The organism is Novosphingobium sp. Fuku2-ISO-50 (assembly GCF_001519055.1).
GTDB lineage: Bacteria > Pseudomonadota > Alphaproteobacteria > Sphingomonadales > Sphingomonadaceae > Novosphingobium.
Genome location: NZ_KQ954289.1, coordinates 14,947 through 31,541 on the forward strand (window position 1 = coordinate 14,947; position 16,595 = coordinate 31,541).

Annotated in this window: 13 protein-coding genes, 1 tRNA gene and 1 pseudogene; 6 read left to right on the forward strand and 9 right to left on the reverse strand. The window is 62.8% G+C overall.

What is annotated here, in order from left to right:
• Positions 1–2 precede the first annotated feature (2 nt).
• Both argE and AQZ50_RS08535 read right to left on the reverse strand, forming a co-directional pair.
• Complete coding sequence (gene argE, locus AQZ50_RS08530; protein ID WP_067745483.1) at positions 3–1,211, reverse strand: acetylornithine deacetylase; 1,209 nt, start codon at positions 1,209–1,211, stop codon at positions 3–5.
• Between the two features lie 73 nt (positions 1,212–1,284).
• Positions 1,285–1,866: a cupin domain-containing protein gene (locus AQZ50_RS08535; RefSeq protein WP_067745486.1), complete on the reverse strand. Its 582-nt coding sequence runs from the start codon at positions 1,864–1,866 to the stop codon at positions 1,285–1,287.
• 128 nt (positions 1,867–1,994) lie between these two features.
• Here AQZ50_RS08535 and AQZ50_RS08540 point away from each other — a divergent pair, with 128 nt between their 5' ends.
• From AQZ50_RS08540 to AQZ50_RS08550, 3 genes and pseudogenes are all read left to right on the forward strand, one after another.
• On the forward strand, positions 1,995–3,179 hold the full coding sequence (locus AQZ50_RS08540) for an acyl-CoA dehydrogenase (RefSeq protein ID WP_067745882.1): 1,185 nt from the start codon (positions 1,995–1,997) through the stop codon (positions 3,177–3,179).
• Between the two features lie 2 nt (positions 3,180–3,181).
• Positions 3,182–4,321: a CaiB/BaiF CoA transferase family protein gene (locus tag AQZ50_RS08545; protein WP_067745489.1), complete on the forward strand. Its 1,140-nt coding sequence runs from the start codon at positions 3,182–3,184 to the stop codon at positions 4,319–4,321.
• 116 nt (positions 4,322–4,437) lie between these two features.
• Positions 4,438–5,467, forward strand: a pseudogene (locus tag AQZ50_RS08550) (IS110 family transposase).
• A 474-nt stretch (positions 5,468–5,941) separates the two neighbouring features.
• Here the strand turns inward: AQZ50_RS08550 and AQZ50_RS08555 are convergent.
• Genes AQZ50_RS08555 through argJ form a run of 3 tightly spaced genes read right to left on the reverse strand, consistent with a single transcriptional unit; the run spans position 5,942 to position 8,582 of the window.
• Complete coding sequence (locus tag AQZ50_RS08555; protein ID WP_067745492.1) at positions 5,942–6,745, reverse strand: inositol monophosphatase family protein; 804 nt, start codon at positions 6,743–6,745, stop codon at positions 5,942–5,944.
• Positions 6,742–7,359 (reverse strand): glutathione S-transferase family protein, encoded by a 618-nt coding sequence (locus AQZ50_RS08560; protein WP_067745495.1) that lies wholly within the window; start codon positions 7,357–7,359, stop codon positions 6,742–6,744. The genes AQZ50_RS08555 and AQZ50_RS08560 overlap by 4 nt, the downstream gene beginning before the upstream one ends.
• Complete coding sequence (argJ, locus tag AQZ50_RS08565) at positions 7,356–8,582, reverse strand: bifunctional glutamate N-acetyltransferase/amino-acid acetyltransferase ArgJ (protein WP_067745498.1); 1,227 nt, start codon at positions 8,580–8,582, stop codon at positions 7,356–7,358. The genes AQZ50_RS08560 and argJ overlap by 4 nt, the downstream gene beginning before the upstream one ends.
• 391 nt (positions 8,583–8,973) lie before the next feature.
• Between argJ and AQZ50_RS08570 the strand changes: the two genes are divergently transcribed.
• A complete protein-coding gene (locus AQZ50_RS08570) occupies positions 8,974–9,255 on the forward strand; it encodes a hypothetical protein (RefSeq protein WP_231730180.1) in 282 nt (93 codons plus the stop codon).
• Between the two features lie 109 nt (positions 9,256–9,364).
• Entirely contained in the window at positions 9,365–12,109 is a 2,745-nt protein-coding gene (gene secA, locus AQZ50_RS08575; RefSeq protein WP_067745504.1) for a preprotein translocase subunit SecA, read from the forward strand.
• A 538-nt stretch (positions 12,110–12,647) separates the two neighbouring features.
• Here secA and AQZ50_RS08580 read toward each other — a convergent pair.
• The 3 genes from AQZ50_RS08580 to AQZ50_RS08590 all read right to left on the reverse strand — a co-directional run bounded on the left by AQZ50_RS08580 (position 12,648) and on the right by AQZ50_RS08590 (position 14,607).
• Positions 12,648–13,241, reverse strand: coding sequence for a hypothetical protein (locus tag AQZ50_RS08580; protein ID WP_156427281.1), 594 nt, complete (start codon positions 13,239–13,241; stop codon positions 12,648–12,650).
• Positions 13,242–13,660: 419 nt separating this feature from the next.
• Positions 13,661–13,735 (reverse strand) — tRNA-Asn (locus AQZ50_RS08585).
• Positions 13,736–13,824: 89 nt separating this feature from the next.
• Positions 13,825–14,607 carry an NAD kinase gene (locus AQZ50_RS08590; protein ID WP_067745508.1) on the reverse strand — a complete coding sequence of 261 codons (783 nt, stop codon included), beginning with the start codon at positions 14,605–14,607 and terminating at the stop codon, positions 13,825–13,827.
• Between the two features lie 132 nt (positions 14,608–14,739).
• Between AQZ50_RS08590 and AQZ50_RS08595 the strand changes: the two genes are divergently transcribed.
• Positions 14,740–16,077, forward strand: a complete 1,338-nt coding sequence (locus AQZ50_RS08595) for a bifunctional diguanylate cyclase/phosphodiesterase (RefSeq protein ID WP_231730181.1) — start codon at positions 14,740–14,742, stop codon at positions 16,075–16,077.
• 53 nt (positions 16,078–16,130) lie between these two features.
• On the opposite strand, the gene AQZ50_RS08600 is transcribed toward AQZ50_RS08595, so the two are convergent.
• A complete protein-coding gene (locus AQZ50_RS08600; RefSeq protein ID WP_067745511.1) occupies positions 16,131–16,580 on the reverse strand; it encodes a globin domain-containing protein in 450 nt (149 codons plus the stop codon).
• Positions 16,581–16,595: the final 15 nt, after the last annotated feature.

Here is a 16,595-nt window from a genome sequence, read left to right on the forward strand (position 1 = left end):
TGTCAATCTTGCATCGGAAATTCCGAACCAAGCCCCGCTTCGAGCCGATCGATCAGACGCAGCAGCATGGCATCGCAGCGCGCCATTTGCTCCTCGGTGACGAATTCGTCGGCCTTGTGCCCCTGATCCATCGATCCGGGGCCGCAAATCACTGCCGGTACGCCAAGCGCTTGCGCAAACAGCCCGCCTTCGGTGCCGAAGGCCAGCTTGATTTCGGCCCCGTTGTGACCCGAGACCGCGCGCGCCAAAGCCAGCGCGGCGGGATGGCGCGTGTCGAGACCGGGATAGGCGTTGACCTGTTCGATCGTGATCGCGGCCTCGGGGAAGCGCGCGCGCCACGGCGCGACGATCGCTTCGGCCTGTTCACGTAGGACGGCTTCGATCGCGTGTGGATCGTCGGCGGCCAAATTGCGGATCTCGAAATCGAGCGTGCATGTCGCAGGCACGATATTGAGCGCTTCGCCGCCCCGGATCGTGCCGACATGGATCGTCGAATAGCCGACGTCATAAGCCGGATCGGGCACGGTGCGCGCGATCAGGTCTTGCTGCGCCGCGCGCAAGGCGCCGACGAAATCGGCGGCAAGATGGATCGCGTTGAGCCCTTGCGGGGTCAGCGCCGAATGCGCCGCGCGGCCGGTTGCCGTGACGCGATAGGCGGCCTTGCCCTTGTGCCCGTTGGCCAGCGCCAGCCCGGTCGGTTCGCCGATCCACACCAGCAAGGGGCGGACGGGCCGCGCGGCGAGCAGGGGCAGCAGCGAGCGCACGCCGACGCAGCCGATCTCTTCATCGAAGGAAATCGCCAGATGCAGCGGCGTTTTCAGCGGCCGGCGCGCCGCGATCAGCACAGTGCGGATCGCCGAGGCAAGAAACCCCTTCATGTCGGCAGTCCCGCGCCCATATAGCCGCCCGTCTTCGCCATGGAGTGCAAACGGATCGCGGCTCCAGGCCTGGCCTGCAACCGGCACGACATCGCTGTGCCCCGACAGGACCAGTCCGGGCGCGTCATCCGGCCCCACGCTGATCCACATGTTGGCGCTGTCCCCATCGTCGGTCAGTTCGACCAGCGCGCCTGCCGGTTCGACCAGCGCGCCTGCCGGTTCGACCAGCGCGCGGACGTATTCGACGAGAGCGCGGTTTCCGCTGCGGCTAATGGTCGGAAAGGCGATCAGGCGGTCAAGGATCGCGCGGGTGTCGGGGATGGTGGCATGCATTGCCCTGTCATCGCGCAAGTCGGCGGGGTTGGCACGTCGAATTTGCCGAAGCCCATCCTCAAGGGCGGGAGATTTAGAGATAAGGCGGCGTGCAGGCGGAAATGACTTCGGCTACTTCGTCGCCCGCATTGCGAAAGCGATGGGGCAGGCGGCTGTCGAACAGAAAGGCCTCGCCCGGACCGAGCACGCGCCGCTGGGTGCCGACAGTGATTTCGATCTGCCCGGCAATGACGAAACCGCCTTCGTGCGCGCCATGTTCGAGCAGGGTTTCGCCGGTGTCGGCGCCGGGCAGATAGCGTTCGTGCATGATCTGCAACCCGTGGGCGAGCGCATTGCCGACCTGGCGCATGATCAGGCGCGGCTCGCCCGCCGCGTCGCTGCGCCCGAGCGCAGAGGTCAGGTCGGTCAGCTCTTCGGCGGCAAAGAACACCTGATCGGCCTCTTTGCGCTCGGGCTCGAAAAATTCGGCCATGGTCAGGCCAAGCCCGCCGAGGATGCGGCGCAGCGAGGCGATCGACGGGCTGATCCGGTTTGATTCGATTTGCGAGATCTGGGCATGCGGCACTTCGGCGCGCGCGGCGAGCGCACGTTGCGACAGCCCCGCACGGCGGCGCAGTTCGAGCAAGCGCTGGCCTACGTCGAATCCATCGGTCATGCCGTTTCCTTACCACACCGTCGTCACAGCCTCTTAAAACACTTGCTCACAATTTTGAACAGGGTTATTTGCTGGACTACATCCTGACCCGGCGGGGCGCCGGGATCACCAACGAGAGGCTTGAAGCAATGGCCGGCATGACCAGGTTCGATTGGAGCGACCCGTTCTTCCTCGATACGCAATTGACGGAAGAGGAATGCATGATCCGCGATGCGGCCAAGGCTTATGCCGAGGACCGTCTGGCGCCGCGCGTTATCTCTGCCTGGTCGCAGGAAACCACCGATCCCGACATCTTTCGCGAAATGGGCGAGCTTGGCCTGCTCGGGCCGACGGTGCCGGAAACTTATGGCGGGGTGGGCGCGTCCTATGTCGCCTATGGCCTGATCGCGCGCGAAATCGAACGCGTTGATTCGGGCTATCGCAGCATGATGAGCGTGCAGTCGAGCCTCGTGATGTACCCGATCTATGCCTATGGTTCGGAAGAGCAGAAGCGCAAGTATCTGCCGGGTCTGGCCAAGGGCGAACTGATCGGCTGCTTCGGCCTGACCGAGCCCGATGCCGGTTCCGATCCGGGCGGGATGATCACCCGCGCGCAAAAAATCGACGGCGGCTATCGCATTTCGGGCGCCAAGACGTGGATTTCCAACGCGCCGATCGCCGATGTCTTTGTCGTTTGGGCCAAGTCCGACGCGCATGGCGGGGCGATTCGCGGTTTCGTGCTCGAAAAGGGCATGAAGGGGCTGGTCGCGCCCAAGATCGGCGGAAAGCTCAGCTTGCGCACTTCGATCACCGGCATGATCCAGATGGACGATGTCGAAGTCGGCGAAGACGCGCTGCTGCCCGATGTCGAAGGGTTGAAGGGCCCGTTCGGCTGTCTCAACCGCGCGCGCTACGGCATTTCGTGGGGTGCGCTCGGCGCGGCGGAATTCTGCCTTCATGCCGCGCGCCAATATGGCCTCGATCGCAAGCAGTTTGGCCGTCCGCTCGCCGCGACGCAGCTTTTCCAGAAAAAGCTCGCCGACATGCTGACCGACATTGCGCTCGGGCTTCAGGCCTCGCTGCGCGTCGGGCGGTTGATGGACGAAGGGCAGTTCGCGCCGGAAATGGTGTCGATCGTCAAGCGCAACAATGTCGGCAAGGCGCTCGATATTGCGCGGGTGGCGCGCGACATGCACGGCGGCAACGGTATTTCCGAGGAATATCAGGTCATGCGCCACCTCGCGAACCTCGAAACGGTCAATACTTATGAAGGCACGCACGACGTTCACGCGCTGATCCTCGGGCGCGCGATCACCGGCATCGCGGCGTTCTGAGCATGACACGCGAGACCCCGCTCGCCGGATTGAAAGTGGTCGAACTCGCGCGGGTTCTGGCCGGTCCCTGGGCCGGTCAGATTCTCGCCGACCTTGGTGCGGAGGTGATCAAGGTCGAAAGCGAGGCGGGCGACGATACGCGCGGATGGGGCCCGCCGTTCGTCGAATATGCCGACGGTACGCGCGATGCCGCCTATTACCATGCGACCAATCGGGGCAAGCGCTCGGTCATTGCCGATTTCGCGACCCCCGAGGGGCAGCAACTGGTGCGCGATCTCGTCGCCGATGCCGATGTCCTGATCGAGAATTTCAAGCTTGGCGGCCTGGCCAAATATGGGCTCGACTATGCCGGTCTGTCCGCGATCAACCCGCGTCTGGTCTATTGCTCGATCACCGGGTTTGGTCAGGACGGGCCCTATGCCCCGCGCGCGGGCTATGATTTCATTGTTCAGGGGCTGTCGGGGATCATGGATCTGACCGGCGAACCCGACGGCTCGCCCGAAAAGATCGGCGTCGCCTTTGCCGACATCATGACCGGGCTCTATTCGGTGATCGCGATCCAGGCGGCGTTGGCCGCGCGCGCACGCACCGGGCGCGGGGAGCATATCGATATGGCCCTGTTCGATGTCATGGTCGGCGTGCTCGGCAATCAGGCGCTCAACTATCTCGTTTCGGGGGTCAGCCCCAAACGCATGGGCAATGCGCATCCCAATGTCGCGCCTTATGCGGTTTATCCGACGGCGGATGGCTGGTTCATTCTGGCCGTCGGCAACGATCGCCAGTTCGGCAAGTTCTGCGATGTGACAGGCTGCCCCGAACTGGCTGCCGATGCGCGCTTCATCGGCAATGCTGCCCGTCTCGCCAACCGCGTCGCGCTCGAAGACGCGATCCGCGTGGTGACCCGGCGGTTCGACCGCGACGACCTGCTGTCGCAATTGGCGCAAGCGGGCGTACCGGCCGGGCCGATCAACAGCGTCGCCGAAGCGTTTGCCGATCCGCAGATTGTCTCGCGCGGCATGAAAATCGATCTCGTTGCCGAGGACGGCACCCCGATCCCCGGCGTGCGCACCCCGATCCGCTTCGCCGGGCTCGACCTCGCGCTCGACCGCGCCTCGCCGAAAAAGGGCGCGCACGGGGCATAGGCCAAAGGGCGCCGACATCACCCCCATCGTCACCCCGGACTTGTTGGGTTGGACGGCCCCGACGGCATCGCGATTTGCCAGGATGAGTCGTTGCAACTCAGACGAGGGGATCGTCCGTGGACGAGATTAAACGCATTGGTATGGACACGTCAAAGCATGTGTTTCAGCTTCATGGGGTAAATGCGGCAGAGCAGCGGGTTTTGCGCAAGCGGTTTACCCGCAAAGCGATGGAAGAGTTTTTCGCGAAGCTGTCGCCATGCGTCATTGCGATCGAAGCGTGCGGGGCATCGCACCATTGGGCGCGCAAGCTGGGTTCGTTTGGCCATGAGGTTAAGCTGATCGCGCCGCAACACGTGAAGCCCTATGTCAAACGGGGCAAGAACGATGCGGCGGATGCTGAGGCATTGTGCGAGGCGATGAGCCGCCCGACGATGCGCTACGTACCGGTCAAGAGCCCCGACCAGCAGGCGGCGCTTATGCTGATCACGGTGCGCGATCGCTTGATCCATACACGAACCCAGCTCAGCAATGCGATCAGGGGTCATGCCAGCGAGTTCGGCATCACTGCAGCCAGGCGGTTCGCACATGTCGGACCGCTTCTTGAACGGATATTCCGGGACACGGCGCCGCCTGATCTGGCGCATTGGTTATTTGCCCGGCTCGGGGTTGCATATGCCGAGCAGGAAACCCGGTTGGACGAGATCGACACCGAGTTGGCAGCCTTGCACAAGGCCGATGAACGCAGCCGGCGTCTGGAAAAGATCCCGGGCGTCGGCCCGATTGGCGCGGTGCTGTTGTCGATGAAGGCGCCTGCGCCTGAACAGTTCCGCTCAGGCCGCGATTTTGCGGCATGGTTGGGGTTGACCCCGAAAGATCATTCTACCGGGGGCAAGGTCAGACTGGGGGGGTATTACCCGCGCCGGTGACGAGATTTTGCGAAGTACGCTGGTTTTGGGGGCAACTTCGCTGCTCCAGCAGGTGCGCAAGCAACGGGGCAAGGGCGTATCGCTGTGGTTGACCGAGCTGCTCAAACGCAAATCACCCAAGCTTGTCGCCGTCGCGCTCGCCAACAAGATCGCCCGGATCGCCTGGAAGCTCATGATCTCAGGGGAGAAATACGCAATGCGTGAGGCTCAAGCCATATGAAGCTCAGCCGGCAGGGATCGCAACAATCAAAGCAACCTTGCCGCGATGAGGCCGTAACTTGCAAGACAACCAGCAGATGGTGTGATCGATCGATCCAACGCACCAGACACTCCGCCCGGATCACTGGTCGCAAAGACCGTGGACGTGTTTGGAACTGGCGCTGCGGAACCCATCTTGGCCAGCGATCATGTGTGATCGCATCCAACAGGCCGCACATATGAACGCATGCGATCGATCAGAATTTCTGCTCAACACCTCTTGCAGGAAGGGGCCGTCCACATAGTCCCTACGGCATTCGCATTCCATTTTTGTTCGTCCCGCGAAAGCGGGAATGACGATGGTTGAGGGCCAGGTGAGTCAGAACAACGGTTTGATTCTCACGAATGGGACTTGATCAGAGGTTCCCTAGTGGTCCGATTCTGACATTTGCTACCACTCTCGGCTAGGTAGTGTGCAAATGTCAAAAACAATCCACTAGAGACCCGCGAGCCGCTTGGCCATCGCCTCGAACAGGGCGGGGCTGGCGGCCGCGATCAGGCCGGGGTCGAGATGGCGGTCGACGCGATAGGCGCTGCCATCGGGCCGCGCGGCGCGACCACCGGCTTCGTTGACGAACAGGACGCCCGCCGCGTGATCCCATGCCAGCGTGCGTTCGAAAATCGATACGTCGTTTACGCCGGTGACAATGCGCGGGTATTGTTCCGCGGCGCAGCGCGGGATGTCGACCAGCGTATAATAGGGCGCGACTTTGGCTTTCATCGCCTCGCGCCGGGCGGGGTCGAGGAACACCAGCGAAATCGCCGCAATCGGCGGCTCTTGCGCCGAAGTGCGCGCGCGGACCGGTTCGCCGTTGATCCATGCGCCCGCGCCGCGATGCGCGCTGCACAGCCGCCCCGACAGCACGTCATAGATCCATCCGGCAATCGCTTCGCCGCGCTCGGCCAGCGCGATCAGGATGCCGAACGGGGGGCGCCCGGCGGCGAAATTGTTGGTGCCGTCAAGCGGGTCGATGATCCAGCACAACCCATCGCCCAGCCGGTCGAGCACGGCGGGATCGGCATGGGCGGCTTCTTCACCGACGATCGCCGCTTCGGGCAGGATGCGCGCGAGCGCTTCGCTCAACAGCGCCTCGGCATCGGTATCGGCGACGGTGACCATGTCATCGACCGCTTTGGCGATCACGTCGCCGGTGGCCAGATGCTGATAACGCGGCAGGATCGCGGTCTGCGCGACCCGGGCCATCAGCGGCCCCACTTCGGCGTCGAGCGCGCGCGTCATGTCAGCGCAATCATGACCTGGCTGGCATAGCCGGGTCGTTCGGTCAGCCCTGCGTACCAGTCTTCAAGGTTGGGCAGCGAGGGCCGCTCGAACCCCAGCGAAAAGAAGGTGTGCGCATAGACGCCCATCGGAATGTCGGCGAGGCCGAAGCGGTCGCCCGAAAGGAACGGGCTGTGCGCCAGTTTCGCATCGAGAATCCGCGCCAGGGCGACCGTCGCGCTCAATGAGGCGGCAACCCCCGGATCGGTGGCATCCTTGCCCTGCCGGACAAAGCCCAGAAACGCCGCGCGCTGCGCATCGGCAAAGGCGAAATGCCAATCCATCCACTTTTCGGCCTGCGCCCGCGCGGTCGCGCCGGCATGACGAAAGGCCGGGGCATGGGCATCGGCGAGATAGCGCAGGATAGTGTTCGATTCCCACAGCGCAAAGCCGCCCGGCACGCTGTCATCCTCGATCATCGGCACCAGCCGGTTGGGATTTTTCGCGAGGTACTCGTCCGTATAGCCGAACGATCCGCCCATATCGATCCGCCGATGCGGCAGATCCATCTCGATCGCCGCCCAGGCGACCTTTTTCACATTGTGCGAATTGAGCCGACCCCAGATCGTGATCATGACCGGTAATCCGCGTTGATTTCGATATAGCCGTGCGTCAGATCGCAAGTCCACACCGTGGCGCGGCCCTCACCGAGGCCGATGTCGACCTCGATCGAGATTTCGCGGCCCTTGAGATGCGCGGCGACCGGCGTCTCGTCGTAATCGGCCAGCGGCTGCCCCTCGCGCGCGGCCCAGGTGCCGCCAAAGCCGATCGACAGCCGGTCGCGGTCCGCCGGTTCGCCCGCTTTGCCGACCGCCATGACGACGCGGCCCCAATTGGCATCCTCGCCCGCGATCGCGGTCTTGACCAAAGGCGAATTGGCGATGGACAGCCCGATACGGCGCGCGCTCGCGTCATCGACCGCGCCCGTCACCGTTACCGCGATGAATTTCTGCGCGCCTTCGCCATCCTTGACGACCAGATGCGAAAGCGTGCGGCAAACCTCTTCGAGCGCGGCGGCAAAGGCATCGGCGCCGGGCGAATTTTCATCCTCGATGCGCGGATTGCCCGCCTTGCCGGTGGCAAAGGCGAGCACGGTGTCGCTGGTCGAGGTGTCGCTGTCGACAGTGATGCACGAAAAGGTGCGCAAATTGACTGCCGAAAGCGCCCGTTGCAGGAACGCCGGGGCGACATCGGCGTCGGTGAAGACATAGCCGAGCATCGTCGCCATGTCGGGGGCGATCATGCCCGATCCCTTGATGATCGCCGACAGCGTGACAGTGGTCCCGCCGACCAGCGCGGTCGCGGTCGCGCCCTTGGGAAAAGTATCGGTCGTGCCGATGGTCCGCGCGGCCTCTTCCCATGTCGCGGCAGGCGCGGTCAGCGCCGCTTCGATCCCCGCGCGCGCCTTGTCCTTGGGCAGCGGCACGCCGATCACACCGGTCGACGAGACGAACACCTGTTCGCGCGGCGCGTGCAGATGCGCGGCGACCTGATCCATGATCGCCTCGACCGCTTCGCGCCCGCGATAGCCGGTAAAGGCATTGGAATTGCCCGCATTGACCACCAGCGCGCGAGCATGGCCCTGCGCCACGTTCTGCCGCCCCAGTTCGACTTCGGACGAACAACAGACATTGCGGGTGAATACCCCCGCAACGGCGGTCCCTTCGACCAGTTCGACAAAGGTAAGATCGGTGCGCCCCCAATCCTTGTAGCCCGCGCGCACAGTGTGCAGCGTTACGCCGGCAATCGGCGGCAGGGCGGGGAAGGGCATGGCGAGCGGAGAGACGGCGTCAGACATGGCCCAATCCCCTAGCGCGGTGGCGCGCGCGCGTCCATTATGATCGGGGAGTTGTTTGTAGTGATCGCTCTGATGTTTGCATCTGACAGGCGGGGTGGCCAATACACCATCCTGTGGTTATTTTGTTGCATAATATCAAATGATTACGCTCGTCCTGAGCCTGTCGAAGGATGCGCGCCAACGCCAGCCCCGCGCACCCGCCAGGATCTCCTCGGGCAACTGTATCGCGCATCCTTCGACAGGCTCAGGATGAACGAAGGTGTTATGAAACAGTATGTTAAGATGAGGCGTGAGTGGGCTAAGGCGTCAGGTACATGCAATTCCCGATATGGAGGCCATGGCGACCGGGGGGGATCCCCTCGCGCGCTTTGGCAATGGACGATTAAGCAAATTGGCTCTATCGGTTCTGGCGATGCGTTTTCTGCTGGTTCTTCTTGCCATGTTGTCGGGCCTGTCGCTGGCCGATGTCGCGATTGCGGCGTCGCCGGCGGAAGTGGTCGGCCGGGCAGAGCTTGCTGCGGCCGAACTGGCCCCGGCGGCACAGGCTTGCCCGGTGCGCGCCCGTGTGGCGCGTGCCCGTTTGCGCATCGATCGTGCCTGGCCCCTGGCCCCGGCAGATAGCGGCTTTGCCCGCCCTTGCGGCGTCACCATTGCCGACCGGCCGCACGAATAGCGCGCCCGGGGCGCCTGTCATGCGCGCCCGATCGATCCTGATCCCATCAAGGCCGCGCGGCACCGCGCGTGCCTGAGCCACAACCATGAATTTTCCGGGAATTTTGCGTATGTTCGGCAACCTTGCCAAGGCCCTGTTCGGCTCGTCCAACGACCGTTATGTCAAGTCTCTCGATAAAATCGTGCGCAAGATCAATGTGTTCGAGCCGGCGATGGAGGCCCTGTCGGACGACGAGCTGAAGGCGCAGACGCAGAAATTCCGCGATCAACTGGCCGAGGGGCAGTCGCTCGACGATATTCTGCCCGAAGCCTTTGCCACCTGCCGCGAGGCTTCGCGCCGCGTGCTGGGCATGCGCCATTTCGATGTGCAGATGATCGGCGGGATCGTGCTCCATCGCGGCGAAATCGCCGAAATGCGCACCGGCGAAGGCAAGACTCTGGTCGCCACGCTGGCCACCTATCTCAACGCGATCGAGGGCAAGGGCGTTCACGTCGTGACCGTCAACGACTATCTCGCCCGGCGCGATGCGGAATGGATGGGCCAGATCTATCGCTTTCTCGGCCTGACCGTCGGCGTGATCGTGCCCAACCTCAACGAGGAAGAGCGCCGCGTCGCGTATGAATCCGACATCACGTATGCGACGAACAACGAGCTCGGCTTTGACTATCTGCGCGACAATATGAAGCACGAGCGGGGCATGATGGTGCACCGCCCGTTCAACTATGCGATCGTCGATGAAGTCGATTCGATCCTGATCGACGAAGCGCGCACGCCGCTGATCATTTCGGGCCCGACCGAGGACAAGAGCGAGCTCTATGTCCAGGTTGACGCGGTGATCAAGCGCATCGACCCGGTGCATTACGAAGCCGACGAAAAGCAGAAGAGCATCACGCTGACCGAGGACGGCGTCGAATGGGCCGAGCGCGAGCTGGAAAACGCCGGATTGCTGGTCGGGTCGAATCTCTACGACGTGGAAAACACCATGGTCGTCCATCACCTTGATCAGGCGCTCAAGGCCAATGTCATGTTCAAGCGCGACATCGACTATATCGTCAAGGACGGCAAAGTCGTCATCATCGACGAATTTACCGGGCGCATGATGGATGGTCGCCGCTGGTCCAACGGCTTGCATCAGGCGGTCGAAGCCAAGGAAGGCGTGAAGATCGAGCCCGAAAACCAGACGATGGCCTCGATCACGTTCCAGAACTATTTCCGCATGTATCCCAAGCTGTCGGGCATGACCGGCACGGCGGCGACCGAAGCGGCGGAATTTTTCGACATCTACAAGATGAATGTCGTCACCATCCCGACCAACGTGCCGGTCCAGCGCGTCGACGAGGAAGACGAATTCTACAAGAACACCGCCGACAAATTCGCCGCGATCGCCCGCCTGATCCGCGAAAAGCACGAAATCGGTCAGCCGGTGCTGGTCGGCACGGTGTCGATCGAAAAGTCGGAAATGCTGTCGGACTTCCTCAAGGCCGAAGGCGTCGAACACGCCGTGCTCAACGCCCGTTTCCATGAAAGCGAGGCACATATCGTGGCGCAGGCCGGGCGTCTGGGCGCGGTAACCATCGCCACCAACATGGCGGGGCGCGGGACCGACATCAAGCTGGGCGGCAATGTCGAATTCCTGGTCAATGACGAATTGTCCGACATGCCGGAAGGTCCCGAACGCGACGCCGCGATCGCAAGGATCGAGGCCGAAGTCGGCGCCGAAAAGGACAAGGTTCTCGCCGCCGGCGGGCTTTGCGTGATCGGCACCGAACGTCATGAAAGCCGCCGGATCGACAACCAGTTGCGCGGTCGTTCGGGGCGTCAGGGCGATCCCGGCCTGTCGAAATTCTACCTCTGCCTCGAAGACGATCTGTTGCGCATCTTTGGCCCCGACACGATGTTTTCGCGCATGATGAATGCCAATCTGGCCGACGGCGAAGCGATCGGATCGCGCTATCTGTCCAAGGCGATCGAGATTGCGCAGAAAAAGGTCGAAGCGCGCAATTACGACGTCCGCAAACAGGTCGTCGAATACGATGACGTGATGAACGATCAGCGCAAGGTGATCTACGAGCAGCGCTCGGACATCATGGATGCCGAAGCCGTCGGCGACGTGGTGATCGACATGCGCCGCGACACGATCAACGCGCTGGTCGGCGATGCCTGCCCGCCGGGATCGTACCCCGAACAATGGAATGTCGAAGCGCTCAGGACGCGCTCGCTCGAAGTGCTGGGCCTGGCCATCCCGATCGACGCGTGGATGGAGGAAGATCACCTCGAGCCGCAAGTGATCGACGAACGCCTCTGCGCTCTTGCCGATGCGCAGATGGAAGCGCGCATTGCCGGATTTGAGCCCGGCGCCTGGGCCAATCTGGAAAAGGCGATCCTGCTCGAACGGCTCGACCATCACTGGAAGGAACATCTCGCCACGCTCGATGCGCTGCGTCAGGTGGTGTTCCTGCGTGCCTATGCGCAAAAGACCCCGATCAACGAATACAAGCAGGAAGCATTCGGCCTGTTCGAAAAGATGCTCGAAGCGATCCGCGAAGACGTGACGCGCATCCTGATGACCGCCGAATTCCGCATGACCGCGCCAGAAACGATGCAGTTGCCCGATCTGCCTGATTTCCTGACTCAGCCCGGCACGCTGTTCAGCCACCTCGACCCCTTGACCGGCGAAGACGACAGCCGCCCGATCCCGAGCCCTGCCTCGGCGCTCGGCATGATCGGCGCGCAAGGCCCAGGCCAAGACCCCGAAGCGGGCAACCCCTGGGCAGGCGCGGACATCAGCCGCAACGCCCCGTGCCCATGCGGTTCGGGCCAGAAGTACAAGCACTGCCACGGCGCGACGGTCTGAACCCGCGAACGTTGTCAACCGCCATGCCCCCCCGGACATCTGTCCCGGGGGGGCATCTGTTTGCGCGCTGTAGTGTAGTGCGGCGCCAGCGTTCGCCCTACAGCGCGATGTCCGGTGATCCGGTTGCGCGTGACCGACTGGACTTGGGTGACATCGGGCGCGGTGGCATTGGTTATGCATCAAACGATCGCGTCGGCATAACTGCGGATACGCCATGGTTCATCCACAAGGCCGCGCCTACCGCGCCGGGGTGCCCTGAAACACCGTGGCGGTGTTCGAATTCGCCGACGACCTGATAAAAGCTGAAAGCGGGGACGTGCCGCCAAGCATCTGGTGCGCGGTGACCGAAGCCGTCGACTCCTGCTGCAGCGCGGGCCGAACGGCGTCGAGCGTGTCTGGTGCGCGGTGACCGAAGCCGTCGACTCCTGCTGCAACGCAAGCTCGTATGCCCCATATTGAACAGGTTTTGTGAGCTGTCAGCTAAATGGATTTCGCCCGTCCGAGCGCATCGGTGCGCCCGGACGGGATTTTCGGATTGTCAGGGCGTGAACAACGTTGCGTAGTGGCCGCTTGCCGCATCGCTGTGTGCGCCGCCCGCCGGACAGACACCCTTGCCGGCACTGGCCCGCGAATAGAACATGCCCATACACTTGTCACACCAGCGCCAACCGCCTTGCTGGCGCGGTCCATCCTCGCCAATCAATGCAATGTAGTTTCCGCTACCGTCTTTGGAATGCGTACCGCCAGCCGGGCAATGACCCATTCCGCCAGCCCCCTGGCTTGCCCGCGAATAGAAGAAGCCCTGGCACTTGTTACACCAGCTCCATCCGGCTTGGCTCTTCTTGGGATCGTCGATGCCGGTCTGTTCAAGGTAGTGGCCACTGCCGGTCTGGATATGATTTCCGCCAGCTGGGCAGACGCCCATGTGCATCGCGCCGGAAGACGCCGCGTAAAACATACCCTGGCATTTGCTGCACCAGCGCCAGCCCTGCTGGGTCACTTCGCTTGCCATCGTGATTTGCGGAAATCCAAGCAAGGCAATGACTGATACGCCGCCCATTGCCTTGAGTGCAGTCCGTCGCTGTAGATGAGAAAATGATTCGTTTACCATCAATGGTTTATAAACGCTCATCGCACACCTCCCCGGTGTGCAGAGGTGCAGTAAATTACAACCCTGCGCCTGAAAATATCACGAATATTATTGCTCTCAAAGCAATTTTTCAAATACGCCTATTATATGGAATTCAAGACAAATATCACGGCAGAATTTGGCTTTGTCGCATTCGACATTTCCCGGATAGGCTGCGGGAAGAGACAAATTAGGGCCAATATTACGGTGGCATGCTGCGTGGAGCAACCGGATTTTGCCTCGATGGCAGGTGGAGTCGCTGCCTGATCCCTGATCGGACAACATTGCGGCTCGATCTGCACAAAAGGCCTGATTATCACAGGGGCGGCGCGAAACCTGCCTGCTGGGCAAGAGACAGCTTGACATCGACCGGCAAGGCCGCGCTGCCGGTCGTCTGGGGCGGGGCCTGATCTAAAGGAAAATGGCTCCCTGAGTAGGATTCGAACCTACGGCCGCTCGATTAACAGTCGAGAGCTCTACCGCTGAGCTATCAGGGAGCAGCCCCGGTTGCCCGGGGCAGGAGCGCGCTAATAACAGGCGATTGCCGTTTGGCAAGCACCCAAATCGCCTGTCCGGTGTAAAAATTTCATACCATGAACTGCTCGGCGAAAATGCGCTCGTCGAGGCTCTTGCCTTTGTCGAACAGCAAGGTCAGCTGATGCTCCGGCCAGGCGCGCACGCGTACCTCGCGAATGTCGCGCACTTCCTTTTGATCGGCGACGACGAGCACCGGGCGTTTGACGGATTCGCGCGCGCGAAAAATGATCTCGGCGTTTTCCGGCAGGATTGCCCCGCGCCAGCGACGCGGGCGGAACGGGCTGATCGGGGTGAGCGCGAGCATGTTCGATCCCAAAGGCAGGATCGGGCCATTGGCCGACAGGTTATAGGCGGTCGAACCGGCGGGCGTTGCCACCAGCACGCCGTCGCAGCTCAATTCGGGAATACGCACTTTGCCGTTGACCACGACTTCGAGCTTGGCCGTCTGGCGCGTTTCACGCAGCAGCGAGACTTCGTTGATCGCCCACGAGGTCAGTACTTCGCCGGCATTGGTCGTCGCCTCCATCCACAGCGGCGAAACCGCGATCGAGCGGGCGCGGGCAATGCGTTCTTCGAGCGGGCGGCTCGATTTGAGGCGGTTCATGAGAAACCCGACCGTGCCCAGATTGATGCCATAGACCGGCCTGATCCGCCCGCTGTCGAGCATGTGGTGCAGGATCTGCAGCATGAAGCCGTCGCCGCCCAGCGCGACCACCACATCGGCCCGATCGAATTCGACCCAGTCGTAGCCGTTGCGCAATTCGGACTCAGCCTCTTGCGCACGGTCGGTCGGCGAGGCGACCAGCGCGAGCCGTGTGTGCGTTTCGGGCATCTTTCTCTCGGGGCACCTTTGCGATCGGGCCGGTCGGAACGACCGGGCCTTGTGCGCTTCATGCCGGGTTTATGGAGCGCCCCATTGTGGTGCAATCCCTAATGCGGGGATGGTGATGATTTAGGCAGACAGTTGGACTATGCCGATGCGATGCAGGGTTCCATTTCGATCAAGTCCGACCTTTCCGATTTTCTGACCGGCCTTGTCGGCGCGGGGCCCGCACGCGACTGGCTCGATACGGCGGAGGCGGTCAAGACGGGCGCGGTAAAGGCGATGTTGGTCAGCCTGCCGCGCCTGCAATCGGTCAATCTGGCCTATGGAAAGCCTGCCGGGGATCAGGTGCTGGTCGAAATGGCGCATCGCATCCGCGAATTCGCCGAATCCGAAATCGGCGCGGACACCTTGATCGCGCGGCTGGCCGGGGGGCAGTTCCTGATCGGATCGCAGGGCGTTGCGGCGCGCGATCGCTGGCAATATCTTGCCGAGGCCCTGGGACGTGTGATCGGTCGCGTGTTGACGGTCGAAGACGATGCCTTGCACCTCGTGCCGCGTATTGCCCTGCTTGAGGCCCGCGCGGGCGACACGGGCGATGCCATGATCGACCGGCTGGCCCAGGCCGCCGCCACGCTCGAACGTCTGCCGGGGCGGCGTGTGTTGTGGGCCGACGAGGGGGAAAGCGTGCCGGGGGCGAGCATCGCCCTGCTCGAAGCGGACTTGCTCGGCGCGATGCACCGTGACGAGATCGCCATCCTGTTTCAGCCGCAATTCGACATTGTCAGCGGGGCCCTGGCCGGAGCCGAGGCGCTGGCGCGTTGGCAGCACCCGCGCTTTGGCCGGATCGCGGCGGAAACGCTGTTTGCCGTGGCCGATCGCGGCGATCACGTCGCGCAATTGTCACACCATATCGCCACGCGTTCGCTCGCTCTGGCCGCGCAGTGGCCCGATCCGGGCTTGCGGCTTTCGCTCAATGTCACGGCCGAGGATTTCGCGCTCGGCGATGTGACCGGGCGGGTCCGCGCGTTGGTAAAGGACAGCGGGTTTGCCGCCGACCGGCTGACTCTGGAAATCACCGAACAGGCGCTGATCGGCGATTTCGACGCCTGTGCCCGCGCGCTTCAGGAATTGGCGGACGACGGCGTGCAAGTCGCGCTCGACGATTTCGGCACCGGCTATTCGAATTTCCGCGCGCTGAAAGTCCTGCCGCTCGACACGCTCAAGCTCGACCGCTCGCTGGTCCGCGACATCGCGCAAGACCCGCGTGACCGGGCGATCGTATCGGCCATGATCGCCATGGCCCGCGCGCTCGACCTCAAAGTCATCGCCGAAGGAATCGAGACCGAAGCCCAGCGCGCGATCCTTGCCGAAGAAGGCTGCGATTTGTTCCAGGGCTTTTTGCGCGCCGGGCCGGTTTCCCCCGAAGACTTCGCCGTACTGGCGCGCCAGCCCGGCATTTCGTCACCGCAGACCTGATCGGGGGCCTGCGGCGACGTTCGCGCGGGCTGGAAGATTGCGCGCAGGCTGCTTTAGGCGTTGGCAGCTTCGCGGTAGGCATCCTGCTCGGCGGCAATGAGAATGTCGGCGAGCATCCAGTATGCCTCGCCCCATGCCGCCAGCACCGCATCGGTGGCGATATCTTCCCCCAATACGTCGCGAATCGCTGGAAGCAGCGCAGCGGCCACCAGGGGATAATGCTCCGCTTTTACCCCGGTCTCGACATGACGGGCGACCATGCGCTGGACGGCCGGGCCGAGGTTGCCGAGCCGATCGATATTGCGGGCATAGGCAAGGATCGCGGCTGCAAGGCGGCGCGGTTGCTCTCCGCTGTCCTGCGCGGCGCGATCGAACATCGCGGCGACCTCGGCATTCTCGAAAAGGCGCGCGTACATGGCAGTGGTGATCGCTACCCCGTGCTTTTCGAGCGCGGGAGCGGTGGCCTTGACGATATCGATGGAGGCGGGAGAGGCATTGCGCATGTGATGATCCTTTTA

Bases quoted from the DNA above. Each gene is read 5' to 3' on its own strand.
- argE (WP_067745483.1), bottom strand. From the start codon at position 1,211: ATGCATGCCACCATCCCCGACACCCGCGCGATCCTTGACCGCCTGATC.
- AQZ50_RS08535 (WP_067745486.1), bottom strand. From the start codon at position 1,866: ATGACCGATGGATTCGACGTAGGCCAGCGCTTGCTCGAACTGCGCCGC.
- AQZ50_RS08540 (WP_067745882.1), top strand. From the start codon at position 1,995: ATGGCCGGCATGACCAGGTTCGATTGGAGCGACCCGTTCTTCCTCGAT.
- AQZ50_RS08545 (WP_067745489.1), top strand. From the start codon at position 3,182: ATGACACGCGAGACCCCGCTCGCCGGATTGAAAGTGGTCGAACTCGCG.
- AQZ50_RS08555 (WP_067745492.1), bottom strand. From the start codon at position 6,745: ATGACGCGCGCGCTCGACGCCGAAGTGGGGCCGCTGATGGCCCGGGTC.
- AQZ50_RS08560 (WP_067745495.1), bottom strand. From the start codon at position 7,359: ATGATCACGATCTGGGGTCGGCTCAATTCGCACAATGTGAAAAAGGTC.
- argJ (WP_067745498.1), bottom strand. From the start codon at position 8,582: ATGTCTGACGCCGTCTCTCCGCTCGCCATGCCCTTCCCCGCCCTGCCG.
- secA (WP_067745504.1), top strand. From the start codon at position 9,365: ATGTTCGGCAACCTTGCCAAGGCCCTGTTCGGCTCGTCCAACGACCGT.
- AQZ50_RS08580 (WP_156427281.1), bottom strand. From the start codon at position 13,241: ATGAGCGTTTATAAACCATTGATGGTAAACGAATCATTTTCTCATCTA.
- AQZ50_RS08590 (WP_067745508.1), bottom strand. From the start codon at position 14,607: ATGCCCGAAACGCACACACGGCTCGCGCTGGTCGCCTCGCCGACCGAC.
- AQZ50_RS08600 (WP_067745511.1), bottom strand. From the start codon at position 16,580: ATGCGCAATGCCTCTCCCGCCTCCATCGATATCGTCAAGGCCACCGCT.